General features: G+C 64.2%; 22 protein-coding genes. 6 read left to right on the top strand and 16 right to left on the bottom strand.

Going from position 1 to position 26,463, the window contains the following annotated elements:
- Window positions 1-181: 181 nt before the first annotated feature.
- A complete protein-coding gene (locus NKH63_RS01875) occupies window positions 182-2,494 on the bottom strand; it encodes a glucose/quinate/shikimate family membrane-bound PQQ-dependent dehydrogenase (protein ID WP_352482915.1) in 2,313 nt (770 codons plus the stop codon).
- A gap of 252 nt (window positions 2,495-2,746) precedes the next feature.
- Between NKH63_RS01875 and NKH63_RS01870 the strand changes: the two genes are divergently transcribed.
- A complete protein-coding gene (locus NKH63_RS01870) occupies window positions 2,747-5,554 on the top strand; it encodes an ATP-dependent helicase (protein WP_352482914.1) in 2,808 nt (935 codons plus the stop codon).
- A gap of 9 nt (window positions 5,555-5,563) precedes the next feature.
- On the opposite strand, the gene NKH63_RS01865 is transcribed toward NKH63_RS01870, so the two are convergent.
- From NKH63_RS01865 to NKH63_RS01845, 5 genes are all read right to left on the bottom strand, one after another.
- Window positions 5,564-6,607, bottom strand: a complete 1,044-nt coding sequence (locus NKH63_RS01865; RefSeq protein WP_352482912.1) for an ABC transporter permease — start codon at window positions 6,605-6,607, stop codon at window positions 5,564-5,566.
- A complete protein-coding gene (locus tag NKH63_RS01860; RefSeq protein ID WP_352482911.1) occupies window positions 6,604-7,395 on the bottom strand; it encodes an ATP-binding cassette domain-containing protein in 792 nt (263 codons plus the stop codon). Before NKH63_RS01860 ends, NKH63_RS01865 begins: the two co-directional genes overlap by 4 nt.
- A 65-nt stretch (window positions 7,396-7,460) precedes the next feature.
- Window positions 7,461-8,468 (bottom strand): substrate-binding domain-containing protein, encoded by a 1,008-nt coding sequence (locus tag NKH63_RS01855; RefSeq protein ID WP_352482909.1) that lies wholly within the window; start codon window positions 8,466-8,468, stop codon window positions 7,461-7,463.
- Between the two features lie 104 nt (window positions 8,469-8,572).
- On the bottom strand, window positions 8,573-9,478 hold the full coding sequence (locus NKH63_RS01850; protein ID WP_352483073.1) for a sugar phosphate isomerase/epimerase family protein: 906 nt from the start codon (window positions 9,476-9,478) through the stop codon (window positions 8,573-8,575).
- Window positions 9,478-10,512 carry a Gfo/Idh/MocA family protein gene (locus NKH63_RS01845; protein WP_352482907.1) on the bottom strand — a complete coding sequence of 345 codons (1,035 nt, stop codon included), beginning with the start codon at window positions 10,510-10,512 and terminating at the stop codon, window positions 9,478-9,480. The genes NKH63_RS01850 and NKH63_RS01845 overlap by 1 nt, the downstream gene beginning before the upstream one ends.
- Window positions 10,513-10,708: 196 nt before the next feature.
- On the opposite strand from NKH63_RS01845, the gene NKH63_RS01840 reads away from it, so the two are divergent.
- Window positions 10,709-11,734, top strand: a complete 1,026-nt coding sequence (locus NKH63_RS01840; RefSeq protein ID WP_352482906.1) for a LacI family DNA-binding transcriptional regulator — start codon at window positions 10,709-10,711, stop codon at window positions 11,732-11,734.
- A gap of 9 nt (window positions 11,735-11,743) precedes the next feature.
- Here the strand turns inward: NKH63_RS01840 and NKH63_RS01835 are convergent, their stop codons facing one another.
- The 6 genes from NKH63_RS01835 to NKH63_RS01810 are packed head-to-tail and all read right to left on the bottom strand — an operon-like array spanning window position 11,744 to window position 18,230.
- Window positions 11,744-12,661 (bottom strand): ribokinase, encoded by a 918-nt coding sequence (locus NKH63_RS01835; protein WP_352482904.1) that lies wholly within the window; start codon window positions 12,659-12,661, stop codon window positions 11,744-11,746.
- A gap of 30 nt (window positions 12,662-12,691) precedes the next feature.
- A complete protein-coding gene (locus tag NKH63_RS01830) occupies window positions 12,692-13,567 on the bottom strand; it encodes a MurR/RpiR family transcriptional regulator (protein ID WP_023721163.1) in 876 nt (291 codons plus the stop codon).
- Entirely contained in the window at window positions 13,564-14,541 is a 978-nt protein-coding gene (locus NKH63_RS01825; RefSeq protein ID WP_352482903.1) for an ABC transporter permease, read from the bottom strand. Before NKH63_RS01825 ends, NKH63_RS01830 begins: the two co-directional genes overlap by 4 nt.
- 16 nt (window positions 14,542-14,557) lie before the next feature.
- Window positions 14,558-16,084 carry a sugar ABC transporter ATP-binding protein gene (locus NKH63_RS01820; RefSeq protein ID WP_352482901.1) on the bottom strand — a complete coding sequence of 509 codons (1,527 nt, stop codon included), beginning with the start codon at window positions 16,082-16,084 and terminating at the stop codon, window positions 14,558-14,560.
- 56 nt (window positions 16,085-16,140) lie between these two features.
- A complete protein-coding gene (locus tag NKH63_RS01815) occupies window positions 16,141-17,199 on the bottom strand; it encodes a sugar ABC transporter substrate-binding protein (protein ID WP_352482899.1) in 1,059 nt (352 codons plus the stop codon).
- Between the two features lie 41 nt (window positions 17,200-17,240).
- Window positions 17,241-18,230, bottom strand: coding sequence for a TIM barrel protein (locus tag NKH63_RS01810; RefSeq protein WP_352482898.1), 990 nt, complete (start codon window positions 18,228-18,230; stop codon window positions 17,241-17,243).
- A 246-nt stretch (window positions 18,231-18,476) separates the two neighbouring features.
- Between NKH63_RS01810 and NKH63_RS01805 the strand changes: the two genes are divergently transcribed.
- Entirely contained in the window at window positions 18,477-19,955 is a 1,479-nt protein-coding gene (locus NKH63_RS01805; RefSeq protein WP_352482897.1) for an esterase-like activity of phytase family protein, read from the top strand.
- 147 nt (window positions 19,956-20,102) lie between these two features.
- Here the strand turns inward: NKH63_RS01805 and NKH63_RS01800 are convergent, their stop codons facing one another.
- Complete coding sequence (locus NKH63_RS01800; RefSeq protein WP_352481524.1) at window positions 20,103-20,891, bottom strand: L,D-transpeptidase; 789 nt, start codon at window positions 20,889-20,891, stop codon at window positions 20,103-20,105.
- Between the two features lie 199 nt (window positions 20,892-21,090).
- Between NKH63_RS01800 and NKH63_RS01795 the strand changes: the two genes are divergently transcribed.
- Entirely contained in the window at window positions 21,091-22,563 is a 1,473-nt protein-coding gene (locus tag NKH63_RS01795; protein ID WP_352481525.1) for an MATE family efflux transporter, read from the top strand.
- 9 nt (window positions 22,564-22,572) lie between these two features.
- Here the strand turns inward: NKH63_RS01795 and NKH63_RS01790 are convergent, their stop codons facing one another.
- A complete protein-coding gene (locus tag NKH63_RS01790; protein ID WP_352481526.1) occupies window positions 22,573-23,760 on the bottom strand; it encodes an MFS transporter in 1,188 nt (395 codons plus the stop codon).
- Window positions 23,761-23,935: 175 nt separating this feature from the next.
- Between NKH63_RS01790 and NKH63_RS01785 the strand changes: the two genes are divergently transcribed.
- Entirely contained in the window at window positions 23,936-24,511 is a 576-nt protein-coding gene (locus tag NKH63_RS01785; RefSeq protein WP_023721173.1) for a TMEM175 family protein, read from the top strand.
- A gap of 122 nt (window positions 24,512-24,633) precedes the next feature.
- Here NKH63_RS01785 and NKH63_RS01780 read toward each other — a convergent pair whose 3' ends face one another.
- Window positions 24,634-24,915 (bottom strand): hypothetical protein, encoded by a 282-nt coding sequence (locus NKH63_RS01780; protein ID WP_023721174.1) that lies wholly within the window; start codon window positions 24,913-24,915, stop codon window positions 24,634-24,636.
- Between the two features lie 129 nt (window positions 24,916-25,044).
- Here NKH63_RS01780 and NKH63_RS01775 point away from each other — a divergent pair, with 129 nt between their 5' ends.
- Entirely contained in the window at window positions 25,045-25,908 is an 864-nt protein-coding gene (locus NKH63_RS01775; RefSeq protein WP_352481527.1) for an SDR family NAD(P)-dependent oxidoreductase, read from the top strand.
- A gap of 40 nt (window positions 25,909-25,948) precedes the next feature.
- On the opposite strand, the gene NKH63_RS01770 is transcribed toward NKH63_RS01775, so the two are convergent.
- Complete coding sequence (locus tag NKH63_RS01770; RefSeq protein ID WP_031194582.1) at window positions 25,949-26,380, bottom strand: low affinity iron permease family protein; 432 nt, start codon at window positions 26,378-26,380, stop codon at window positions 25,949-25,951.
- Window positions 26,381-26,463: the final 83 nt, after the last annotated feature.

Below are 26,463 nucleotides of genomic sequence, written 5' to 3'. Positions count from 1 at the left end.
TAGGGTCGAAGCCTGGCTGGTCCAGTCACGGCTGAGTGAGGGCTGCCATAAGTCTCTGCACGATGGCCTTGATGCCGCGTTGGTCCAGCAGGCCGAGACAGCCGCCGGCCCGCAGCTGACCAACGAGGTACTTGCATCGGTACCCGACCTGAAAGGGCATCTCGGGCTCTGAGGAACTTCTCTATTTCGGCAGCGTATAGGCCATCACATAATCGCCCGGCTTGGTGCCGACCGAGCCGTGGCCGCCGGCAACGATGACGACGAACTGGCGTCCGTCGGCTACCGTGTAGGTCATCGGTGTCGACTGCCCGCCGGCAGGCAGCCGCGCCTGCCAGAGCTGTTTGCCGGTCGTCAGGTCATAAGCGCGCACATAGTCGTCGACCGCCGCACCGAGAAAGGCGACGCCGCCGGCAGTGATCATCGGCCCGCCAATGCCCGGCACGCCGACCTTGAACGGCAGCGGCAGCGGCGTCATGTCGTAGACGGTGCCGTTGCGATGCTTGTAGACGATCTTGCCGGTCCGAAGGTCGGCGCCGGCCACATAGCCCCACGGAGGCGCCTGGCAGGGAATGCCGAGCGGCGACAGGAATGGCTTCAATATCACTGCGTAAGGCGCACCGTCATTGCGGTTCAGGCCTTGTTCGCTGCCCTTGGTATCGCCCGGCGGCGGCACGTCGGCGCGCGGCACCAATTTGGAGATGAACGCCAGGTATGTCGGCATGCCGAACATCACCTGCCGGACCGGATCGACTGCCACGCCGCCCCAGTTGAAGGTGCCGAAATTGCCAGGATAGATCAGCGAGCCTTGCAGCGACGGCGGCGTATAGCGGCCCTCATACCGCAGCTTCCGAAGCTCGATCCGGCAGGCCAGCTGGTCGAACATGGTGATGCCCCACATATCCGCGCCGGTCAGTGGCTTCGGACTGAAGCTGAGGTCCGAGACCGGCTGCGTCGGCGAGGTATGGTCGCCTTCGATCGCGCCGCCCGGCGCCGGCACTTCCTTGACCGGAACGATCGGCTCGCCGCTGCGCCGGTCGAGCACATAGAGGTCGCCCTGCTTGGTCGGCCCGACCAGCGCCGGCACCACACCACTGGCCGTGGTTATGTCGACCAGCGTCGGCTGCGCCGGCACGTCCATGTCCCAGAGATCGTGATGCACGGTCTGCCGCACCCAGCGCAATTGTCCGGTGTTGAGATCGAGCGCGGTGATCGAGGAAGAGAATTTCTCGTCATTGGCGCTGCGTCCGGCGCCGAGCTGGTCCGGCGTCTTGTTGCCGAGCGGCACATAGAGCAGGCCGAGCTTCTCGTCGGCGCTCGCCGTCGACCACATATTGGGCGAGTTGTTGGTGTAGGTCTGGCCCGGCGGCAGCGGCGTCGTCTGGTCCGGATTGCCGGAATCCCAATTCCATAACAGCGCGCCGGTGTCGGCATCGTAGGCACGGATGACCCCGGACGGCTCCTGCGTCGAATAATTGTCGTTGACCGCGCCGCCGACGATGATCTTGTTGGCGACGATCAGCGGCGCGGAAGTCGAATAGTAATAGCCCGGCTTCGGATATGGCATGTTGGCGAGCAGGTTCAGCGTGCCGCCCTCGGCAAATGTCGGACAGACCTGGCCATTCGCCGCGTCGAGCGCGATCAGCCGGGCGTCCGATGTCGGCAGATAGATGCGCGTGGCGCAGGGCTGGCCGGCGGCGATCTTGGCATCGGCATAGTAAGCCACGCCGCGGCAGGTCTGGTGCTGGCGGTCCTTGTTGAGCTTGACCTGCGGATCGAAACGCCATTTCTCCTTGCCGTTCGCGGCATCGATGGCGATGGCGAAATTATGCGGCGTGCAGATGTAGAGCGTGTCGGCGATTTTCAGCGGCGTCACCTGATAGGTCGTCTCGCCGATGTCGTCGGGCCCTTTCACGTCGCCGGTGCGATAGGTCCAGGCCGGCTGCAGATTGGCAACGTTTTCGGGGGTGATCTGGTCGAGCGGCGAATAGCGCTGGCCATATTGCGTGCGACCGTAATAGTGCCATTCGCCGGCCGGCACATTGCCGCCGAGTTCGGCCGTCGGCGTCACCTTGTCGGTGTTGAGTTGGCCGGCAATATCCTTTGGGTCCGTCGTCATCGAATAACCGGCGACGCCGAGCGATGCCAGCACCGCGAGGATCAGCGGCGCTCGTCCGTCGGGACCGGTAAGCCCGCGCCGCGCCCATGGCGTCAATAGCCACAGCGCGACAAGCACGATGATGCCGCCGCGCGGGCCGAGCTCCCACCAGTCGAAGCCGGTTTCCCAGACAGCCCAGGCGAGCGTGCCGAGCACGATCGCCGCGTAGAGCCACAGCGCCGTGGATCTGCGCCTGTAGAGCAGCCAGGCAGCGATCAGGAAAGCTATGCCGGCGATGACGTAATACCAGCTGCCGCCCAGCGTCACGAGCCAGATGCCGCCGCCGCCAAGCGCCAGGCCGATGAGGAAAAGGATCAGGGAGGTGATGACCACAGCCAAGACGGTGCTCCTTCGACTGGTGCGCTCCGCGACGCGTCCATGGGCAACCCCGCATTGCGTGCCTGCCCCCACGCAACTTTCTCCGGCCCGCTTCCCCTGTCAAGCAAGCTCGGCGTTTTACGGCGTCGACCCACGGCAAGCTCGGCGTTTTGGTTAGCGGACCCATTCAGATTGTGAGTCTACCGACTGGACAGAGAACAAAACGGAGACACTTCTGGCCTTTCGCTGCCGAATCACTACATTCGGGGAGAGATGTCCGGCTTTTCGGAAGACATGCCCTTTTTTGACGAACCGAACGCGCGGCCCGTGGCCCCGTCGGGCATCGCCGCGCGCGCCATGGCTGCCCGCAGCAATCAAAACAACGCGCCCGATTATCTCAACGGCCTCAACCCCGAGCAGCGGCTGGCGGTGGAAACCACCGAAGGCCCGGTGCTGGTGCTGGCCGGCGCCGGCACCGGCAAGACGCGCGTCTTGACCACCCGCATCGCCCACATCCTTGCCACCGGCAAGGCCTTCCCTTCGCAGATCCTCGCCGTCACCTTCACCAACAAGGCGGCGCGCGAGATGAAGCAGCGCATCGGCCTGTTGATCGGCGAAGGCAATGTCGAGGGCATGCCGTGGCTCGGCACCTTCCACTCGATTGGCGTGAAGCTGCTGCGCCGACATGCCGAGCTGGCCGGGCTCAAATCCGACTTCACCATTCTCGACACCGACGATGTCGTGCGGCTGATCAAACAGCTCATCCAGGCGGAAGGGCTGGACGACAAGCGCTGGCCGGCCAAGCAGTTCGCCCAGATGATCGACGGCTGGAAGAACAAGGGCCTCGGTCCCGCCGACATCCCCGAGGGCGATGCCCGTGCCTTCGCCAACGGCAAGGGCCGCGAACTCTACAAGGCCTATCAGGAGCGGCTGCAGACGCTGAATGCCTGTGACTTCGGCGATCTCCTATGTCACCCGATCCGCATCTTCCGCGCCAATCCGGACGTGCTGAAGGAATACCACAAGCGCTTCCGCTACATCCTCGTCGACGAGTACCAGGACACCAACACCGCACAGTACATGTGGCTGCGCCTGCTGGCCCAGCGGCCTCAAGGCAAGCCAATCTCCCCCCTCGCGGGGGAGATGTCCGGCAGGACAGAGGGGGGCGCGAAGGATCGCGACGCTTCCAATGGTCCTGGCGGAAACGCTGGCGGGACAGCGCCCCCCTCTGTCGGCTCCGCCGACATCTCCCCCACGAGGGGGGAGATTGGGCGCTCTTCGGCCGAAGGCCGCAAGCCCGACCGGGCGTCGGCCGGCCAGGCCGCCCCCGCGGAGGCCAGCGAGCGAAGCTCGCGCGCGGCCGTGAGCGAAAGCAAAGTTAACATCTGCTGCGTCGGCGACGACGACCAGTCGATCTATGGCTGGCGCGGCGCCGAAGTCGACAACATCCTGCGCTTCGACAAGGATTTCCCCGGCGCCACCATCATCCGGCTGGAGCGCAACTACCGCTCGACCGCGCACATCCTCGGCACCGCCTCGCATCTCATCGCCCACAATGAGGGCCGCTTCGGCAAGACGCTGTTTACCGAGAAGATCGCCGAGGACGACGAGAAGGTGCATGTCCACGCCGCCTGGGATTCCGAGGAGGAGGCCCGCGCCGTCGGCGAGACCATCGAGGCCTACCAGCGCCAGAAGCACAATTTGAACGATATGGCGATTCTCGTCCGCGCGTCTTTCCAGATGCGCGAATTCGAGGACCGCTTCGTCACGCTCGGGCTCAATTACCGCGTCATCGGCGGCCCGCGCTTCTATGAGCGGCTCGAGATTCGCGACGCATTGGCCTTCTTCCGCGTCGTCGCACAAGGCGCCGACGACCTCGCCTTCGAGCGCATCGTCAACGTGCCGAAACGCGGGTTGGGCGAGGCCACCATCCGCCAGGTCCACGACACCGCACGCGCGCTGCGCATCCCGATGCTGGAGGCGGCGGCAAAACTGGCCGAAAGCGACGAGCTGAAGCCGAAGCCGCGTGCCGCACTCCGCGAGGTATCAGCCAATTTCGAGCGCTGGCAAAAGGCTCTCGAAACCACCCCGCACACCGAACTCGCCGAGACCATTTTGGAGGAGAGCGGCTACACCGACATGTGGAAGAACGACCGCTCGGTCGAAGCGCCCGGCCGGCTGGAGAACCTAAAGGAGCTGATACGCTCCATGGAGGAGTATGAATCGCTGCGCTCCTTCCTCGAACATGTCGCGCTGGTGATGGACGCCGAGCAGAACGCTGAGCTCGACGCCGTCAACATCATGACGCTGCATTCGGCCAAGGGCCTCGAATTCGAAACCGTGTTCCTGCCCGGCTGGGAGGAAGGCCTGTTCCCGCACCAGCGTTCCCTCGACGAGGGTGGCCGGTCCGGGCTCGAGGAGGAGCGCCGCCTTGCCTATGTCGGCCTGACCCGCGCCAAGAAGAACCTGCATCTCTGGTTTGTCTCCAACCGCCGCATCCACGGCCTCTGGCAATCGACCATCCCGTCGCGCTTCCTCGACGAGCTGCCGGAAGCCCATGTCGAGGTCGCCGAGAGCGGCAACTCCTATGGCGGCTACGGCAATGCCTATGGTGGCGGCTCGTTCGCTCCCGGTCGTGGCGGCCAGGGGGCTGGAAGACAGAATCCTTATGGGGCGTCGCGCTTCGATAACATCGGTGGCAACAACGGCGCCGAGAAATCCGGCGCCTTCTCCAGCACCTATGCGACACCGGGCTGGCAACGTGCTCAGGCCAACCGCACCGAAGCGACCGACCGCAATTGGGGCACGCGCTCCGGCCACCAGGTCGAGCGCATCGGCTATGGCGAAACCGACTCGGGCTACGGTGCCGGCCGCACCTCGATCAAGGGCCGCACCATCGACGGCGAGCTGGTCGCCAAATCCGTCGCCGACACGCCCTCCCCCTTCAGCGTTGGCGACCGCGTCTTCCACCAGAAATTCGGCAACGGCAACATCTCGGCCATCGAAGGCAACAAGCTGACCATCGACTTCGACAAGGCCGGCCAGAAACGCGTGCTGGACGGGTTTGTCACGGGGGTTTGAGGCCGCCGGTCACCGATACCGCGCTTGGTTCCACTTATGGCCGAGCAGCGACAGGATGATGATCAGCCCGTTGAAGAACTGGACGTAGAAGCCGCTCAGTCCCGCCGCGACGACGCCGGTCTGGATGAAGGACACCGTAACCGCGCCGATCGCGCCGCCGACGACGGTGCCGATGCCGCCCCAGGTCGGCGTGCCTCCGACGAACACCGATGCCAGCACCGGCAGCAGGTATCCGTCGCCCGCCGTCGGCCACCAGGTGAAGTTGATCATTACCGAGAACGTGCCGGCGATCGCCGCGCCGATACCGACGAAGACGAACACTTTCACCCTGACGCGCTTGACATCGATGCCCATCTGCTGGGCGCTGTCGGGATTGTCGCCGACCACCTTGACCTGGGCACCGAAGCGATGGCGGTTGTAGAGCAGCGCCGACAGCACGACGAAGGCGATGGCCCAGAATATCTGCACCGGGATGCCGTAAAGCTGGCTGGAGAAGATCTTGTAGGCCCAGCTGTCGGCAAGGCCGGTCAGCGCGGTCGACCTGCCCTCGTTGATGATCTGGATCAGGCCGCGCAGCAGGAAATTCATGCCGAGCGTGGCGATCAGCGACGACAGCCCGCCATAGACGACCAGCGAGCCGACCAGGAAGCCGAGCAGCATGCCGGTGACGATTGCGGCGGCGATGCCGACGAACGGGTCGTAGCCGGCCTGCACGACCAGCGCGAAGACCCACGAGGCGAAGCCCATCGTCGCCGGAAACGACAGGTCGATCTCGCCACAGGTGACGACGAAGACGAGCGGCACCACCACGAACAGCGCCACAGGCAGCGTGGTCAGCACGGAACTATAGAGATACCAGCTGGTGAAGACCGTCGGATTGGCGATCATGAACACCGCCATCATCACGATGAACACGGCAAGCGTGCCGAGTGCGGCGCGGTTGTCGAGGACAAAGCCGCGCAGCCAGTTATCGGACGGGTGTTTCCATGCCTTTCGGGCGGCATCGCTGCTGCCTAGAGGGGTCTGCAGATCGGGATCCATGGTCTTGCTCATCGCGCTATCTGCTCCCCGGCGTCGCGAAGTCCCGGCAATCCGCCGGGATGTGCCACGTCTTCCATGAAATTGATGAGGTCTTCGGCCGACTTGACCTCGCTGCGGTCGGCGCTGAGCGCGACCTTGCCGCGGTCGAGCACCACGAAGCGGTCGGCGATATCGAAGACGTGGTGGATGTTGTGGCCGATGAACAGGATCGACCGGCCGCTCGCCCGCACCTGGCGCACGAAATGAAAAACCTTCGCGGTTTCGGTCAGCGACAGCGCCGTCGTCGGCTCGTCGAGGATGATCAGGTCGGCCTGCTTGTAGATGGCGCGGGCGATCGCCACGCCCTGGCGTTCGCCGCCCGACAGCTGGCCGACGATCGACTGCGGCGTGAACACCTTCGAGGTGAAGCCGATCTCGCGCATCAGCCGGCTCGCCTCGGCGATCTCCTTGTTGACCTTCAGCCATCCAAGCCAGCCGGTGAGCTCGCGGCCCATGAAGATGTTGCGCACGATCGTCTGCTGCACGGCGAGCGCCCGGTCCTGGAACACCGTTTCGATGCCGGCGTCGCGCGAGCGCGCAGCACTCCACCCGGTCACCGGTTTGCCGCGAATGAGGATTTCGCCGCTGGTCGGCTTGACCACGCCGGAAAGGATCTTGATCAGCGTCGATTTGCCGGCGCCGTTGTCGCCGATCAGGCCGACGACCTCGCCGCGGTCGACGCTGAGATTGACGCCGCCAAGCGCATAGACCTGGCCGTAGGACTTGCTGATTTCACGCAGTTCGATGAGGCGTTCGGCCATGGCGGTCCTCGCTTGTTTGTCGGTCGTCGCCGGCCGGGATTCAACCCGGCCGGCAGATCGGGCGATCAGCGCAACGCCTGCTTGGCGAGTTCGGAAACGATCTCATAATTCTGCGGCGTGACGAAGCCGGCACCGGTGTCGACATTCATCGGCGCCAGACCCAACACCACCTGCTGGCAGAGGCTGAGGATTGGTAGGTAGCCTTGCATGAACGGCTGCTGGTCGGCCGTCAGCTGCACCCAGCCGCCCTTGAAGCCCTCGACGATCTGCGGGCTGGTGTCGAAGCCGAAGTTGAAGATGTCGCCCGGCTTCCTGCCCGCCGCCTGCATGTAAGTCGGCACATTGCCTAGCAGCTGCCCGCCGGGATAGCCGACCGCCTTGACGTCGGGATTGTTGAGCAGTGCTGCCGTGATCACCGGAATGGCCAGATTGGGATCGGCTGCCCACTCGGTTTGAGAATTGATTTGAACGACGTCGATGCCGGCCTCTTTCAGTGCGGCGACCGTGCCGCGTTCGCGCGCGCCGCGGCTCTCGTTCTCGAACGGGCCGATCATGATCGCCTTGTCGCCGGCCTTCAGCCCGGCCAGCTTGAACGCCTCGGCGCCGAGCGCCCGGCCCTGCTGCTCCTGCTGGGCGCCGACATAGCCGCCGCCGAACGCCGCCGTGACCGTCGGCACCGGCACGTTCTGGTACATCATCTTGATGCCGTCCTTGTGCGCCTGTTCGGCCAGCGGCATGATGGCGGCGTCGCCCGGGTGGCCCATCATGGCGATGCCTTGGGGCTTGACCGCAACAGCCTCGCGCAATTGCTGGACCATCTTCTCCACGTCCCACCCAGAGAAGATATAGTCGACCTTGGGCCCGAGATCGGCGGCCGCCTGCTTGGCGCCATTATAGACGATGGTGCCGAACGCATCGCCCTCCGCCCCGCCGGCGAAGAAACGGATATGGACATCCTTGCACCACTGGGCATCGAGCGCCTGCGCCGGCAAGGTCGAGAGTGCGGCGGCGAACGCCATCGCGGCCGCCGCGACGGTCGAGCGCAGAACTGTCCTTCTCATCGTAATGCTCATGCACGTTCCTCCCTTTGTTCCCTCGCTAGCCGAGGGGTTTTGACGATCGCTTCGGCAACGCGCCGCAATCTTTCGCTGGCCGGCACCTCCCGCCGGCCGACTTCTCACACCGGGTTCGGCAGATAGCTCGCGCCTCCCCGGCATTGTTTGAGATAATCCAGTGCCCGCACCTGGCCGGTGATCTCGAGATCGCCACGATAGACGGGGTCGTGCCAGCCCTCGATGTCGATGGCGCCCTTGTAGCCGGCCAGCCGCAGCTCGCTGATCACTCGCGTCCAGTCGCTGTCGCCGAACCCCGGTGTGCGCATCTGCACGAACGGCAGGCGGCCGAACACGCCATGTTCGCGGATCACGTCCCAGCGCACCGTCGCGTCCTTGCCGTGGACGTGGAAGATGCGCGGCGCCCATTTGCGGATCTGCGGGATCGGGTCGATCAGGTAGACCAGCTGGTGGCAGGGCTCCCACTCCAGGCCGAGATTGTCGTCCGGCAGTTCGTTGAACATCAGCTCCCAGGCGTCTGGATTGTGGGCGATGTTCCAGTCGCCGCTGGCCCAGTTGCCGTCCATGGCGCAGTTCTCGAAGGCGATGCGCACGCCCTTGTCGGCAGCCCGTTTTGCCAACTTCCCCCATACCTCGTGGAAACGCGGCAGGCTGTCTGGCAGCGGCTTGCCGCGAATGCGGCCGGTGAAGCCGCTGACCATGTTGGTGCCGAATAGATGCGCGTTGTCGATGATCGTTTCCCACGCCTGGAGCACGCCGCGATCAACTTCACCGCTCTCCAGCGGATTGCCGAACACGCCGATCGACGAGACGATGACATCGGCATCGCCGATCGCCTCGCGGATCTCGCCCGCCAGCCGCGGAATGTCCTTGCCGCCCAGCGTCTGCCAGAAGAACGGCTGGATGCTCTCGAAGCCGAGCGGCAGGATCTGCCTGACATAGGCGGCCGGGTCGTCGAGATTGGCCCGCACCATTGTGCCGATCCTGATGTCGAGCAGCGGGTTTGGCATCATGATCCTTCCTGTGCAGCGATGGCGACCCGGCGCCCGGTCTCGGCGCTCTCGATCGCAGCGAAAACCATGGCCAGGCTCTTGATGTTGTCGGCGCCGCGCGTCTCCGGCTCGGTGCCGGTTTCGACGGCGCGGACGAAATCCTGGATGATGCCGAGATGGCCGCCGACGCGATCGGCCGGGTCGAGCGGCGGCACGGCGATCGGTTCGGTGCGGTCGAACAGGCCTTCACGGACCGGCCGCACGACTTCCGCCTTCAGCCCATCCTCGCCGTCCCAGACAATGCTGCCGCGCTCGGCGACAATACGCCATGTACTGTCCCAACTGGTACGGAAGCCGGCCGCGCACCAGCTGCCGGCATAGGTGAACAGCTTGCCGCCGCCGAGGTCGAAGCTTGCGGTTGCCGACGACCCTTGCCGATACCAGGAATTGGCCGGCTCCCACTCCTGGCAATGGACACCGGCCGGCTCGCCGGCCACCATGTAGCGGGCGGCATCGAATGTGTGGATCGCCATATCGAGCAGCAGCACATGGCGCATCTCTTCGCGAAAACCGCCGAAATGCGGCGCAACGAAGAAATCGGCGTGGATGCTGGTCGCAGCACCAATGACGCCGGAAGCGAGAAAGCGCCGGATGCGCCTGACATTGGCGACATAGCGGCGGTTCTGCACGACGGCATGGATGCGCCCGGCGCTGCGGGCGGCCTCGACAATGGCACGCGCATTGCCCGGGCTGTCGGCCAGCGGCTTTTCGGTCAAGAGGTGGCAATGATGGGCAAAGGCGGAAAACGCGACCTCGCGGCGGGCGGCGGGAACCACCACGTCGAATACCGCGTCGGGCCTGGTCTGGTCGAGCACGGCGTCGAGGTCGGTTCCGATGACAGCGCCGGAAAGCTCGTATTCGCGCGCCCTCGCCCGCGCCCTTTCGGCGTCGATATCAACCAGGCCTACAATGGCGAGCCCGTCGATCTGCCTGGCCGCATCGAGCCAGGCCTTGCTCATCGCTCCGCAGCCGACCAGGACGACATTGATCATCCAGTGTTCCTCCCTCTCGGCCCCTCCAGACCGATCCTCACGGCATTCACGGCAGGGCCGTGAATGTTTTTCCGTAAACGTTTACGAGAACACACCCGATGGCGTAGAATGTCAATTGGCCGGTTGCGAAAAATCGTGGTGTCGGCTTGGCCCGGAGAGCAGCCGGTGCTAGCCAGGCAAGGGGGAGAACTGTCCTTTGGCGTCCAGCATTCACGACCTTGCGCGTCACCTGAACATTTCGATCGGCACGGTGTCGCGCGCGCTCAACGGTCGCGCCGACGTCAATGCCGACACACGCCAGCGCGTGCTCGATGCGGCCAAGAAACTGAACTATTCACCGAACCAGTCCGGCCGCAGCCTGCGGCGCGGCGCCACCCATTCGATCGCCTTCATGCTGCAGCCGCATCCGGGCGACCAGGAGTATGGCGAGCCGTTCTTCATTCCATTCCTGACCGGGCTGCAGGCCAAGCTCGCCGAAAGCGGGCTCGACCTGATCGTGGTGATGGGCGCGCCGGGCGACTATCAGCAGGAGCGCCTGCGCCGTGTCGTCGAGACCCGCCGGGCCGATGCCGTGGTGCTGGCCTGGACGCGGCGCGAAGACGAGCGCATCGACTATTTGACCCAGGCCGGTTTCCCGTTCGCGACGCTCGGCCGCAGCCGTTCCGGCGGCGATGCCTACCCCTCGCTCGACCTCGACTTCGAAAAAGCCGGAGCTGACGCCGTCGATCGTCTCGTCGCGCGCGGCCACCGGCGCATCGCCGCCATCCGCCCGTCGCTCGACCTCAATTTCGGCTATCTGTTCCTCGCCGGCTATCGCAAGGCGTTGCGGCGGCACGGCATCGAATTCGACTCCGAGTTGATCGCCGACGGCTTCATCAACGAGGCCGGCGGCTACGCGGTGACACCGAAGGTCATGCGCTCCAAGGACCCGCCGAGCGCCATCATCTTCAACAACGACGCGATGGCGCTTGGCGGCTGCAAGGCTCTGGCCGAGGCGGGAATCAAGCCCGGCCACGACATCGCGGTGATCGTCATCGTCGACACGCCGCTCTGCCGCTATTTTTCGCCGGCGCTGACCGGCTTCCGCCCGGCGCTGGAGCCGATGGGCGAGCGGCTGGCCGAAATGCTGCTGGCATCGATTCCGGCCTTCGCCGGCACCGAAGGCGCTCGCATCATCCGCGAAGTCTGGCCGCTGGAGCTTATCGCGCGCGATAGCGATTGAGCGCGGCGGTCACTGAGCAGGCTCAGATTGATCAAGCCGGCCGCGCTCGCGCTCCGGCGTTGCGACCAGCAAGGCCGCTGCGGCATTGGCGGCGGCAAGTGCCGCCTCGACAGGCTGCCCACGCGCAAGCCCCGCCGCGAAGGCGCCGACGAATTCGTCGCCGGCACCGTGGGTGCTGATGACCTTCACCGGCATCGCAGGCAAGGCGAACGCCTGGCCGTCGCGGTCGCGATAGGCGACCCCCTCCCCGCCGGCGGTGACGATGGCAGCCGGGTAGGAGCCGACGAGCATACCGGCCGCATTCGCAGCACCCTCGAGCGTGTCGACGACCGGAACACCGGCCAGGAATTCCGCCTCGATGGCGTTGACGATGACGATGTCGGTGAGCGCGATCAGCTCGGCGGACAGTTTCCGGGCGGGTGCGGCGTTGAGGAGGACGCGGCCGCCTTGCGCCTTCACCGCCCGCGCCGCGGCGATATTGGCGGCTTCCGGCACCTCGTTTTGCAGCAGCAGCACCGCCGTTTGCGCGATCAGCTCGGCCGCCTCCGCAATGTCCTTTTCGCTGAGAGTGAGGTTGCTGCCCGAGACGATCACCGCGCCATAGTCGCCGCTGTCGTCGAAAATCGCTACGCTCATGCCCGAGCCGGCGCCGGAAGCCTCCCGCACGGAGCGCCGGTCAACGCCCCAGCGATCGAGATTGTCGAGAAGCGTGCGGCCGAAATCGTCATCGCCGACAGCTCCGATCATTGCCGCACGCACGCCGGCCCGCGCTGCCGATACCGCCTGGTTGCCGCCCTTGCCACCGCATTTTGGATGCCAGGCATGACCGGTCACCGTTTCGCCCTTGCGTGGGCGATCGGGGGCTTCGACCATGATGTCGTAATGCAGGCTGCCGAATACGGTGACCAGCGGCGGGGAAGCCGTCATGTGCCCCTGACTTTCACGAGCCGCTGCCTTTCATGAGTTCTTGTCTTTTCGTTTCGACGTCACCGCGGACATGGTGCGGCCGAGATTGCGCTCCGCCGCCTGGTAGTCGCGTTGCGCCACCGCGACGAACAGCGCGTCGAGGATGTTGAGCTGGGCAATGCGCGCCGCGGCGTTCTCACCCATCAACGGCGAGCCTTGCGCGGTCGAGCAGAGCACGATGTCGGCGACGGCTGCCAATGGCGAGTTATCGTAGTTGGTGATGGCCAGCGTGCGCGCGCCGCTTTTGCGCGCAAGTTGGATGGCGTCGATGACGGCGCTCGTGTTGCCGGAATGCGAGAAGCCGACAGCAATGTCGTCGGCGCCGAGCAGCGAGGCCGACATCAGCATCATGTGCGAATCGTCGTAAACGGAGGTGCGGATGCCGATGCGCAGGAATTTGTGCGAGACATCGCGTGCGATCTGCGCCGAACCGCCGACGCCGTAGAAATCGCGGTTCCTGGCGCGGTAAAGCAGATCGGCGGCGCGGTCGAAATCGTCCATGTCGAGGATGGCGAGCGTCTCCTCCAGCGCCTGGATGGAGGTGCGGAACACCTTCTGCACGATTTCCGCCGAACTGTCGTCCACCGACAGCTCCTGATGCATCTCGGCGGTCGGCAGGCGGCTGTATTCATAGACCGCCGTGCGAAAGTCACGATAGCCGGAAAAACCCAGCTTCTTCGCGATCTTGACCACCATCGCCTCTGAGACGCCGGCCTCCTCTGCGATCTGCTTGAGCGGGATAGTCTCGTCGAAGCCGCGCCTGCCGAAGACGGTTTCCACCACCTTCGCCTCGAGCGGCGTCAGATGCGGCATCATCATGCGGATGCGCGGCCCTACTGCTTTCAGATCCAGCCCGGTCAATGTCATCCACGTCCCCTCGTCACGCGATCGATAAGCATCGCGGCGAGGATTATAAGGCCAGTTGCCAGGAGCTGATAGAAGGACTGCACGTTCATCAGCGTCAGGCCATTGCGCATGCTGCCAAGGATGACGGCACCCAGGATTGTGCCGACGACGCTGCCCTTGCCGCCCATCAGCGAGGCACCGCCGATCGCCGCCGCTGCTATGGCGTCGAGCTCCCAGAGATTGCCGAGAATGGGTTCGGCCGCACCCAACCGGCCGATCAGGATCTGTGCGGCAAGCGCCGCCAGCAGGCCCGAGATCATATACGCGGCGATCTTGGTGCGGGCGATCGGCACGCCGGCTATATAGGCCGCTTCCTCATTGCCGCCGACGGCGAGCAGATATTCGCCGAACGGCGTCTTCTTGAGGATGATCCAGGCAATCAGCGCGACCACGGCCACGATAATGACCGCCAACGGCAATCCGAACAGCGAGCCATTGAAGATGGCACGGAAGCCGGCAGGCAGGCCGAGCACCGGATTGCCGCCGGTATAGATCAGCGCCAGCGCCCGGTAGGTGCTGAGGGTTCCCAGCGTGACGATGAAGGGCTGCAGCCCGACATAGGCGACCAGCACGCCATTGAGCAGGCCGCAGGCGAGGCCGATGGCGAAGCCGGCGGCGATGGCCAGCGGAAACGGCACGCCGGCAACCAGCATCGAGGCCGAGATGACGGCCGAAAGAGCTGCCGTCGGCCCGACGGACAGATCGATGCCGCCCGAGATGATGACCAGCGTCATGCCCAACGCCAGGCAGGCATTGATGCTCGACTGCTGCAGGATGTTGATCAGGTTACGCTCGGCAAAGAAGCCGGGGACCAGCGCCCCGAAGACAGCGAGGATCACCACCAGGCCGATCAGCGTGCCAGCGTCGCGCACCGAAAACCGGTGCAGGAAATCTGCGCTTGGGCGCGCTGCTGTGTGTTCGGCTATATCGGTCATCCGCTGGTCCTGTCCGTTATGCACCGGCCCGACGGCCTTGCGCCTTGCCGGCCTCAATCTCCGTTTGGGGTATGGCGTGCGCGGCGATCGCCTGTTCGCTGAGACTTGCGCGGCCCAGTTCGGCGGCGACCGTGCCGTCGCGCATGACCAGCACCCGGTCGGCGAGCCGGATCACCTCGGGCAACTCGGACGAAACGACGATTGCCGAATGGCCTTCGGCGGCGAGCTCCTCGATCAGGTGGTAGATCTCCGCCTTGGCGCCGACATCGATGGCGCGCGTCGGCTCGTCGAACAGAAGGATCCGCGTTCCCGCCGCCAGCCAGCGGCCGATGATCGCCTTCTGCTGGTTGCCGCCGCTGAATAGGCGGATCGGCCGGTCGAGCAGGAACGGTCTGAGATTGACGCGTTTCATCTTCTCGGCTGCCACGCGCTTCAGCCGGCGGTGGTCGATGACGCCGCGCGGCGCGAACACGCCCATCGACGCCAGCGCCATGTTGCTGGAGATCGACCGCAACGGCACGATGCCTTCGCGCTTGCGCTCCTCCGGCACAAGGCCGATGCCGGCGGCGATGCCGCCGCGCGGACTGGAAAGTTTTATCGCCTTGCCGTCGATCTCCATTGTGCCTGATGACGCCCGGTCGGCGCCGGCCAGCAATCGCAGCAGCTCGGTGCGGCCCGAGCCGACCAGGCCGGCAATGCCCAGCACCTCGCCGCGATGCAGGTCGAACGAAACGTCATGGACCTTGGTCGCCGAGGCCAGGCCACGCACGCTCAGCCTGATCTCGCTGGAAGCATGCGAGCGGTGCTGTTCCTGCGCAAGTTCGCGGCCGACCATCATCGAAACGACGGCCTTTTCCGACACCTGCGCGAGATCAACGGTTTCGACCACGACACCGTCGCGCATGATGGTGGCGCGCTGGCAGATGCCGAACACCTCATCCAGCTTGTGCGAGACATAGACGACCGTGACACCGTCGCGCGCCAGGCCCGCAATCACTTCGGCCAGCCGTTCGAACTCGCTCGGCGTGAGGCTCGATGTCGGCTCGTCCATCGCCACGATCCTGGCGCGGTCGAGCAGCGCCCGGGCAATCTCGACGATTTGCCGCTGCGCCACCTTCAGCGAGCCAAGCGGGGCTGCCGGATCGATGGTCGGGTCGATGGCGGCCAGGGCTTCCGCAGCGCGGCGCTCCTGCTCGCGCCGTGCGACGAAGACGCCGCCGCGCGTCAGCGGATGGCCCAGGAACATGTTCTGGGCAACGCTGAGACGTGGCACCTGCTGTAATTCCTGATGGATCATCGCGACGCCCGCGGCCCGCGCCTGGACCGGGTTGTTCAGCGTCACCGGCCTGCCGTCGATGAAAACGCTTCCCGCTGTCGGCCGGTAGACGCCCGACAGGATGCGCAGCAGCGTCGACTTGCCGGCGCCGTTCTCGCCAAGCAGGCCATGGATTTCGCCGGCGCCGACCGAAAAGGACACGTCGCTCAGCGCCCGCACGGCCGGAAACAGCTTGGAAATGCCCTCGAATTGCAGCCGCGCTGACATTGCTTCGGTTCTCCAAGCAAGGGCGCCGACCCAAGGCCGGCACCCGCCGCCCTGCTCTATTGGCCTGCTGCCGCGTCCTCGAGCAGCGCTTTGCGCACGGCGTCGCCGCCGCCCGAGTAACGGTCGGCATTGTCCTTGGTGATCAGCGCCTGCGGGGTGGCAACAACACGCGGCAGCTTCTGCCCAGCCACCAGTCGCAGCGCCGATTCCAGCGCCACCTCGCCGGTCAGCACCGGGAAGCTGTCGACGGTACCGGTCAGCTCGCCGGCCCGGATCGAGGCATAAGCGTCGGAAATCCCGTCGGTGCCGAAGACGGCCACCTTGTCCTGCAGACCGGCCGCCTTGACCGCTTCGACGATGCCCAGCGCCATGCCGTCATTATTGGCATAGAAGCCGATCAGGTCGGGGTGCTGCTGCAGGATATTGGTGGCCGCGTCGTAGGAGGTCTGGCGATCCCAGTTGCCCGGCACGCTGGCGACGACCTCGAACTTGCCGCCTTCAGTGATCGTGCTCTTGAAGCCGTCGGTGCGCTGGACGGCGGCGTAGACGCCGGCCTGGCCTTCGACGATGGCAACCTTGCCGCCATCCGGCCGGTTCTTGATGAACCATTTGGCGACACGCACACCATTGTCGCGCTGGACATTGCCGACATAGTACTCGGCCTGCGGGATGACCGCGTCATTGACGTTGACCACCGGCACGTTGGCGGCCCTGGCCTGTTCCATGATCGGCTGCAAATTGGAGTCGGTCTGCGGTGAAACGAGCAGCACGTTGTAGCCTTGCGTGACCAGGCCTTCGGCGATGGTGAGCTGGCCGAGCTGGTCGCCCTCGCTCTGCGCCGCCTGGTAGACGACGGGCACGCCGATGCGGTCGCCGAACGACTTGTAGCCCTCACCCAGCGAGCGCCAGTATTCGTTGGTCAGCGTCTTGGAGACCGCACCCGCCTTGGTGCCCTCGGGCAGCTTGGGGAAAGCCCCGAACTTGGCCTCGAGCTGCGACCAGTCGATGCGATCCTTCTCGGTGTCGGAATTGAGCGGCGCGAGATCCGCGGAAAACACCGAGCCGATGGACAGCGTCATCAGGGCAGCGGTAGCGGTGACGAGCAGAAATTTCATGGTCTTTCCTCCCTTGTTGAAAAACGGTGATGGCGCCGGCCTCAGCTGTCCGGCCCGAGCATGGCTTCCTGGATGATGGCCTGCGACGCGACCGCGTCCTGACGATCGACGGCGGCTGACAGGCGGTTGTCCTTTTCCAGCCGCTCGACGACGCGCAGCATGCGCTTGACGGTGGCGATGTTGACTTCGCATTCGTGGACGGGATCGAGCCCGGTCATGTCGGGGAACGTGTCGAAGTAGATGGCCCCGGCATAGCCGTCGCGGCGGATCTGCCTGAGCAGCTCGATCGTCTGCAGCGTGTGCACGGCACCGACCATCAGGCCGTCGTCGCGCTTGGCGTAGCCGTCGTTGAGGTGCACGCCGAGCAGCTTGCTGTGCCGTGCTATGAGGGCGGCAGCGAAAGCCGGCTGCTCGTCGGCATAGAGCACGTGAGCGAAATCGAGCGTCACGCCGAGATTGGGCAGGCCGATCTCGCGGATCGCCAGCAATGTCGTCGCCGCATCGGGCATCAGGCTGTAGGAGCGCGGCTCGTTGGGTTTGTATTCAAGGCTAATCTGGCAGCCCGGATCATGCGCCGCTACTTCACGAATGCCATCGATTTCGTGTTGCCAGAGTGTTGCGTAGTCAGCCTGGAAGGCGTAGTCGAAGCCATCCTGCCCGAGCCACAATGTCATCAGGCTGGCGCCGGCCTCGCGCGCGGCGTCGATGCCGGCCTTGGTCAGGTCGATGGCCTCGCGGCGAACGGAAGGATCCGGATTGGTGAAGGCGCCGAGCTTGAAGGCCGGATTAGAGTAGTAGCGCATGGCGAAGCCATTGATGGAAAGCCCGAGATCGCTGAGTTTGCGCGCCATTTCCGCAGGTTTTTCATCGACATGATCGGGGAAGTTGAGGTCGAGATCGGTCAATTCCGCAACCTTCGCCGCACGCGCCGCCATTTGCAGCATGGACGGTTTACCAACAAGATCAGGCCACTCGGCCTGTGGCCGCGAGGCAAAGGAATTGAGGCGGGTGGCGAAGCGACAGACTGTCATCGGTGATCTTTCATTGTCATAACTTCACACAAGAATGGTTATTTGTAAAGTTATTAATTGCTCTTTCGATAGCAACGATTCGCCATGCACAGGCCAGTTGCGACCACACGAGGCCAGGCAAGCGCAGCACTGTCACGCAAGTATCATGTTCGCGTCCTAGATCGCTTCTCCGAAGGCTTTCGCGGCATTCTCGATGCGACGCGGCGCTTTTCAGATCCCGGCAGCTTTGTCTCAAAGAGGATATCCATGAAAAACCTGCACCGAACCGCGCCCCTCGCTGTCGCGCTCGCGATGTTCACCGCCTTGAGTCCGGCCTTGGCGGAAAACGCCGCGACCGTCGGCGGCGCCAACTTCGTCAACAAGGGCCTGGTCGGCGTCGGCCGCATCCCGGCCAGCCAGAAAGACAGGTTCGGCGAGACATTTGGCTCCGGCTCGGGCATGGCGATTGACGCTGCCGGCTGGACGCATGGCGCCGATGGCTACAAGGGCTCGCTATGGCTGCTGCCGGACCGCGGCTACAATGTCGTCGGCACCACCGATTACCGTCCGCGCCTCAACACGATCGCCCTCGAGTTCGCCCCGATCGCGCCGGGTGCAGTGCCAGCCGCCGGCCAGGAACAGTCGGGCCTCAAGGCAACGCTAGCCGACACCATGCTTTTGACCGACGACAAGGGCATCGATGCAACCGGCCTAGATCCGCTCAACGGCGTGCGCGCAGCGACCGACGACATGCCGATCCTGCCCGAAGCCAACGGCAAGCTCGCGCTCGATAACGAGGCGATCGTGCGGCTGCCCGACGGCACCATGTTCATCTCGGACGAATATGGTCCGAACATCTACCACTTCTCCGCCGATGGGCGTCTGATGTCGGCAACGCAGCCACCGGCGGCGCTTGTCCCGATGCGTCATGGAACGCCGAACTTCGCGTCCAACAATCCGGGACCTGGCGCGGCAGACCCAGATCCGAAGGATCCCGAAACCGGCCGCCAGAACAACCAGGGCCTCGAAGGCATGGCACTGACGCCCGACGGCAAGTTCCTGATCGCGGTGCTGCAATCGGCCCCCAGGCAGGATGGCGGCGATTCCGCTTCGACGCGCCAGAACACGCGCGCGCTGGTCTACGATGCCTCGGATCCGGCCCAACTCAAGCTTGCGCATGAATATGTTGTGCCGCTGCCGGTGTTCACCGATGCCAAGGGCAAGACCAAGATTGCCGCGCAGAGCGAAATCGTGGCTCTGTCGGACAAGACCTTCCTGATGCTGGCGCGCGACAGCGGCAACGGCCAGGGGGTGAAGGGCGACACCTCGCTCTATCGCGAGATCAGCGTCGTCGATGTGTCGGTGGCAACCGACATCGCCGGCACCGAGTTCGACAAGGACAAGCCGGTTGCGCCCAAAGGTGAGCTCGATCCCTCGGTGACGCCGGCCAAGCTGACGCCGTTCATCGACATCAACGACAAGACCGAGCTCGGCCGCTTCGGGCTGCACAATGGCGCGCCCAATGACCGCAACAACCTTTCGGAGAAGTGGGAGGCGATGTCGGTGGTGAGCGTCCTCGATCCAACACGGCCCGACGACTATTTCCTGTTCGTCGCCAACGACAATGACTTTCTCACCCAGGACGGCTTCCAGGTCGGCGCGGCCTACAAGGCCGAAGATGGCGCCGATGTCGACACGATGTTCCTGGTCTATCAGGTCACGCTTCCAGGCCTCGCCGGGAAGTAGCGACACCCCCAGGCAGGCGGCCGCGCCGAACGCGTCCGCCTGCCTGGCACGATCGAACGGTCGGGCCCTTCAGTTGCGGCTCGCCGGCACAAGGATTGTGTTCTAGTGGGTTTGCAAAACCTAAGACTGACGATCCGTCGAAGGCACTTACCTCAACATCTCCGCGTCCTTTGGCACGCCCGCATCGATCGGCTCGGCCGTCCTGTCCGACACGGCGGCGATCTTCCCGGCGGCCGACAGGTTCGGGCGCACGAAGACCGGCGCGACGCCGTCGACGCGGCTGTAGAGGTCGATAATGTCCTGATTCATGAAGCGCACACAGCCGGAGGAAGCGTTCTTCCCGATGGAATCCCACTCCGGCGTGCCGTGCAGCCGGTACATCGTGTCCTTGCCGTCGCGGAAGAGATATAGCGCGCGTGCGCCCAGCGGGCTGTGCGGGCCGGGCGGCATGCCGTCCTTGTATTTCGCCAGTTCCGGCCGGCGCTGGATCATCTCTGGCGGCGGCGTCCAGACCGGCCACTTCTTCCTCGCCTGAACCACAGCGCTGCCGGTCCATCCGAAACCGGCCTTGCCGAGGCTGACGCCATAGCGAATTGCCTTGCCGCCGTCGCGCACCAGATAGAGGAAGTGCTCGGAGGTATCGACGACGATCGTGCCGGGTTTTTCTCCGGTCGGATCGGACACGATTTGGCGCACGAATTTCGGATCGACCTTGGCTACCGGGATTGCCGGCAGTTGATAGCCCTCGTCGACGCGCGCCGCATACATACTTGCGGCATCGCCGAAAGCCGGATCGCTTGGCGCCGCGGTCACTGGCGGCGCCGCTACGTCCGTCGTGGTGCACGCCGAAAGAGCCACGGAGGCCGCGCCCAAAGCGGATGCACCAAGAAACGCACGCCGGTTCAGGCGCTCAAAAAACAGCGGAATATCGGACATGAACCCCCGGCTTGCCCATGAGATCCAGGAAAGATGCGGCCCCACGCGTGCAGGATCAATATACGATTCCGGAAGCTTTGAGAACATGATTGGATCAAGGCACGCCAGGCGGAATTCGCAACGCTGCGTCGACCTGTCTCGTTAAATCGGCAATCATTGCGGACCGGACTCAAGATAAGCCTTCGCCGAGTTGCCTGCCATGGACGACAAGATGCCCGCACGCCGGCGGACCAGCGACCTCACCAGTGGACCTATCCCGCGTACATTGCTGCTGTTCGCCCTGCCGGTGCTCGGCTCCAATGTTCTGCAGTCGCTCAACGGCTCAATCAATGCCGTCTGGGTCGGTCGTTTCCTCGGCGAAGCGGCGCTGACCGCCACGTCCAATGCCAACCTCGTGCTGTTTCTCATCCTCGGCACCGTCTTCGGCATCGGCATGGCGGCGACCATCCTGGTCGCGCAATCGGTCGGCGCCCGCGATCTGCCCGAAGCCCGCCGCATCGTCGGCACCAGCGCCACCTTCTTCTTCCTTGTCTCGGTGGTGTTCGCGGTCTGCGGCTGGATCTGGGTCGATACAATCCTCAATGCGCTCGGCACGCCGGCCGATGCGTTGCCGCTGGCGCGCTCCTATCTGCGTATCATTTTTCTCGCCGTACCGATGATGAACCTGCTGTCCTTCGTCATGACGGTGCTGCGCGGCGCCGGCGATTCGCGCACGCCTTTCCTATTCATGGCGCTGGCCGTCGTGCTCGACGTCATTTTGAACCCGTTGCTTATTCTCGGCATCGGCCCGTTCCCCGAACTCGGCATCGCCGGCTCGGCCACCTCGACGCTGATCGGCCAGACGGTAAGCGTGCTTGCCATCCTGATCGTGCTTTATGCGCGCAAGCACCCGCTGCGGCTGGCCGGCGCCAATCTTGCTCTGCTGCGGCCGGACCCGGCGCTGCTGCGCATTGTCGTCTTCAAGGGCGTGCCGATGGGCCTGCAGATGATCGTCGTCTCGTCCGCGGCGCTGACTGTGATGGGCATGGTCAATGCCTACGGCTCGCAGGTCGCGGCTGCCTACGGCATAGCCGCCCAGCTCTGGACCTATATCCAGATGCCGGCGCTCGCCATCGGCGCCGCGGTCTCGTCCATGGCGGCGCAAAATGTCGGCGCCGGGCGCTGGGACCGGATCGGCCGCATCGCCGCGTCCGGCGTCGGCTTCAACCTTGTGCTTACCGGCGTGCTTGTCGCGCTGCTGTTCGTATTCGATCGCGCGGTGCTCAGCCTCTTCCTCAGCAGCGACAGTGCAGCGATCGACATCGCCACCCACATCAACAAGGTCGCATCCTGGTCCTTCATCCTGTTCGGCATCACCATCGTGCTCTTCGCCACTGTGCGTGCCACGGGCGCGGTGATGCCGCCGCTGATCATCCTGGTGATCTCGGTACTTCTGGTGCGCACCAGCTTCGCCTATTTCTTTCGAAGTGCGATCGGTGAGGAAGCGTTGTGGTGGAGCTTTCCGGCCGGCTCGATAACCTCGCTCGTGCTGGCCACGGCCTATTATCGCTTCGGCGGTTGGCGCAGCGTGCACATGATCGAGAGCCGGCCGGCTGCCGGCGAACCGCCGGATACCGGCCTCGGCGTGCCGCGCCAGCGCGCGCATCTTTCGCCCGAGACGCCGAACGGCTGAAAGGCCGGCTCAGCGCGCGTATTTCGCGCCAAACCCGAGCGCCACCAGGGAAAAGACGACAATCATGCCGGCAAAGGCCAGGCTCGCCACGGTCGCGCTTGCCACGGTCGACAGGATGCCGATGCCGATGACCGGCAGCGCGTTGCCGCAAAAACAGCAGATGAAGAAGGCCGAGACCACTTCGGCGCGCCGGTCCGCCGGCGCGATCTCGTTCACCACTTGCAAGCCGCCGCGATAGCCGAGCGCTGCCGACACGCCACACAGAGCACTTGCGGCGACCATGATGGCCATCGAGGCGAAGACCTGCGCCGCAACGATCAGTGCGACGCTGGGGATCATCAGCGCAAGTGCCGCAAACATCGCGGCCCGGCTCGAAAGACGCGTCGTCGCCACAATGGTGCCGGCCGCCACGATCGACAATTCAAAGAACAGAGCGCCGGCTACCGCATGGTTGGCTACCTGCAGTTGCTGCGCCAGGATGCTCGGCGCGAGTGCCGCATAAAAGCCGACGAGCGCCATCGCGCCAAAGCCGGTCACCGCCGGCGCAACGAAATTTGCGCGGATGTCATCAGGCACGGAAAGCCGCGGCCGCATCGAGACGTCAGCCAGTTTTCCCGGCCGCGAAACGGTTTCCTGCGTACGCCAGATCAGCAGGGTTACGATCGCTAGCATCGCCAGGTGGACGACGAATATCAGCCTGAGCGGCCAAGGTGCGTATTCTGCGAGCAACCCGGCCCCCAGCGCACCAATGCCGAGGCCGAGAAAATTGGTGCTGGTGGCAATCGTCGCCGCCTGTGACTTGTCGTTGGCCGAGAGCAATTCGGCGAGCCAGGCCGTCCCAGTCCCGGCGCCGACGCCAATTCCCAATCCGCTCAAAATCCGGGCGATGTCGAGCCACGCGACATTTTCTGCGAACAGGAAAAACACCGCGCTGACGACGGCCACCGCCATCCCGGCCAATGCCATCGGACGGCGCCCGATAACATCGGACACACGGCCCAACATCAGCAGCGCTGCCAGATTGCCGATGACATAGACGGCGTAGACCAGCGTCAAAGTGATCTGCGAGAAGCCGAAGACCTGCTTGTAGATGATGTAAAGCGGCGTCAGCGCCGTGCTGCCGGCGAAAAGAGCCGCGATCATGGCAGCCACGGCAGCCGCTGCGGCGCTGCCGCCGAGTTCGTGATCGCGCGTCATGACTTGAGCGTGAGCTGTCATTTTTCGACCTTTTGCTGTTCGGGATCTGACACCAAACGCCTTTTTCGCGTCAGCCGTTCCCCCTTCCCGACTTGCTCCTGACAAGTTTGGCAGCTTTGCCGATGGCGCTGAGCGAGATCCTCTTTTAACCTCAGCGGATTGTCAGGGGAGATTCATGGGCAAAGGACGGGTCGAGGCATTCACCGATGGCGTGGTCGCCATCATCATCACCATCATGGTGCTGGAATTGAAGGTGCCGCATGGCGAGGATTTTTCCGCGCTGGCACCACTCTGGCCGATATTCCTCAGCTATGTGCTGTCCTTTATCAATGTCGGCATCTACTGGAACAATTTGCACAACATGTTCCATACCGTGCAGCGGGTTGACGGCCGCGTGCTGTGGGCGAACCTCAACCTGCTGTTCTGGCTATCGCTGATGCCGGCGACGACAGCCTTCATGGGTGAGAACCATTTCGCGCCCGTGCCGGTCGCCGTCTATGGCGTCGACCTGGCGCTCTGCGCCATCGGCTTCAACATCCTCACCATGGCCCTGCATCGACTGCACAGCAGCGAAACCCTTTTCGCCAGGGCATTGGGCAATGACCTCAAGGGAAAGATCTCGCTGGCCCTCTATATCGCCGCCGTCGCACTGACCTTCGTCAATCACTGGATCGGTGTCTCGATCTATGTCCTGGTAGCGCTGATCTGGTTAGTGCCGGACAGGCGCTTCGAGCGGCTAATCGAGAAATAGACAAACCATGATCCCGAACCGAAGGACCGCGTCAGCGAAAAGTGGATGCCGGTTTTCGGAAAAGATCATGGTCCAACGAGAAGATAGAGCCCATCCCGAATTTTATCGGGATGGAACAGGCTCTAGCCTCGCATTTCCTTCAGCTTTTCCGCTACCGAGGCGGCAAGGTCGGCGTAGCGCTCCTCCAGCCGCTCGGCCGCCTTGATCACTGAAAAATCATGGCCGAACTTTTCCAGCGCCATACGCAGCTTTTCGACGAACTCCGCCTGTTTTTCGAGCGCCGAAAAAAGTGTTTTCACTTGCGCTTCGCTGATGTCGGGATTGGCAAGCATTTGCGGCACTTCGCGGCTCATCTGGTCGCCGGTTGCGGTCTGTTCTTTCAGGATCTCGATCCAGTCGGTCAATCGTCAGTCTCCTTTTTCGATATCAGCATGCGCAGCGCCCGCCGACGCGGTCAACCCGAAGATACCGGCATCGGCTTGCGCGAGCCTCGTTCCGCGCTAAGTTCGCCGCGGCCAGAACAGGAGAAAATCATGACCACCAACGCCGAGATCCAGACCGCCCTGCCCGCACTTGCCTCCGGTAATGTCGCCGTCATCACCGGCGCGGCCAGCGGCATCGGCCTTGCCGCGGCCAAACGACTAGCGGCGATGGGCATGAAGATCGTGCTGGCCGACATCGGCGGCGCACGCCTCGATGAGGCCCGACACGCCGTCGCCGCCATCGCCGGCGAGAGCGCCGTGCTTGCCGTTGCAACTGACGTCTCGAAAGCCGACGAGCTCGACCGACTGGCCGAACGGACATTCGGCGCCTTCGGCGACGTCTCGCTGCTGATGAACAATGCCGGCGTCGGCAACAACCCCGGCAAGCCCTGGGAGAACCGCGAGGCCTGGAAGCAGTTGCTGGACATCAATTTCTGGGGTGTCATCCATGGCGTCGAGGCCTTTGCGCAGCGCATGCTGGCGGCGGGAAAGCCGGGTCTGATCGTCAACACCGGCTCCAAGCAAGGCATCACCACGCCGCCCGGCAACCTCGCCTACAACGTCTCCAAGGCTGGCGTGAAGACCTATACCGAGGGCCTTGCACACGCGCTGCGCAACGAGCCCGGCGCCAATGTCGCGGCGCATTTGCTCATTCCCGGGTTTACCTTTACCGGCCTGACCGAAGGTGCGACCGAAAAGCCGGCCGGCGCCTGGACCGGCGAGCAGGTCATCGACTTCATGCTGGCCTCGGTGCTGCGTGGCGATTTCTACATCCTGTGTCCCGATAACGAGGCGACCCGGTCCATGGACGAAAAGCGCATGGCTTGGGCGATTGGCGACATCATCGAGAACCGCCCTGCCCTGTCGCGCTGGCACCCGGACTACAAGGAAGCCTTTGCAGCATTCATGAAATGATCCGGCGAACGTCGCGCAGGAACCCGGACAACAGGCTCCCTCACGCCGAAGCGTGCTTCTTCGCGTTGCGCTTCTTGGCCACGGCTTTGGGTGCGGCCATGTCGGCAACCTGTTCGTCGTGCCGCTTCGCCGCGCGTTCACATTTGGCCCGGATTTCCTCGACTTCGGATTCGGTCAGGTGCTCGATGCCGATAAAGGTATTCTTGGCTTTGCTGACGCGGATCAACTCGTCGAGCTTGGCCTGGATCGCTGCACTGTCGCGGTTCTGGGTGTTCTGGATGAGAAACACCATCAGGAAGGTGACGATCGTGGTGCCGGTATTGATGACGAGCTGCCACGTGTCGGAAAAGCCGAAGACCGGACCGCTTGCCGCCCAGACCACAATGATCAGGAAACAGACGGCAAACGTCGGCGGCAGACCGGCAAGATGGGCGATATGGTTGGCGATCCTGGTGAACAGCTTTTCGATCATGGCAGGGAGAAACAATCGGCAACTGCTTCGAGTTCCCTGCGAGGAGGAATTCACGGTCAAACAGCGCACGCGCCGCGCTCGCA

The organism is Mesorhizobium sp. M0960 (genome assembly GCF_040319055.1).
Classification (GTDB): domain Bacteria; phylum Pseudomonadota; class Alphaproteobacteria; order Rhizobiales; family Rhizobiaceae; genus Mesorhizobium.
Note: the sequence above shows the minus strand (reverse complement) of the source record. Positions and strands in the feature narration are given on the sequence as shown.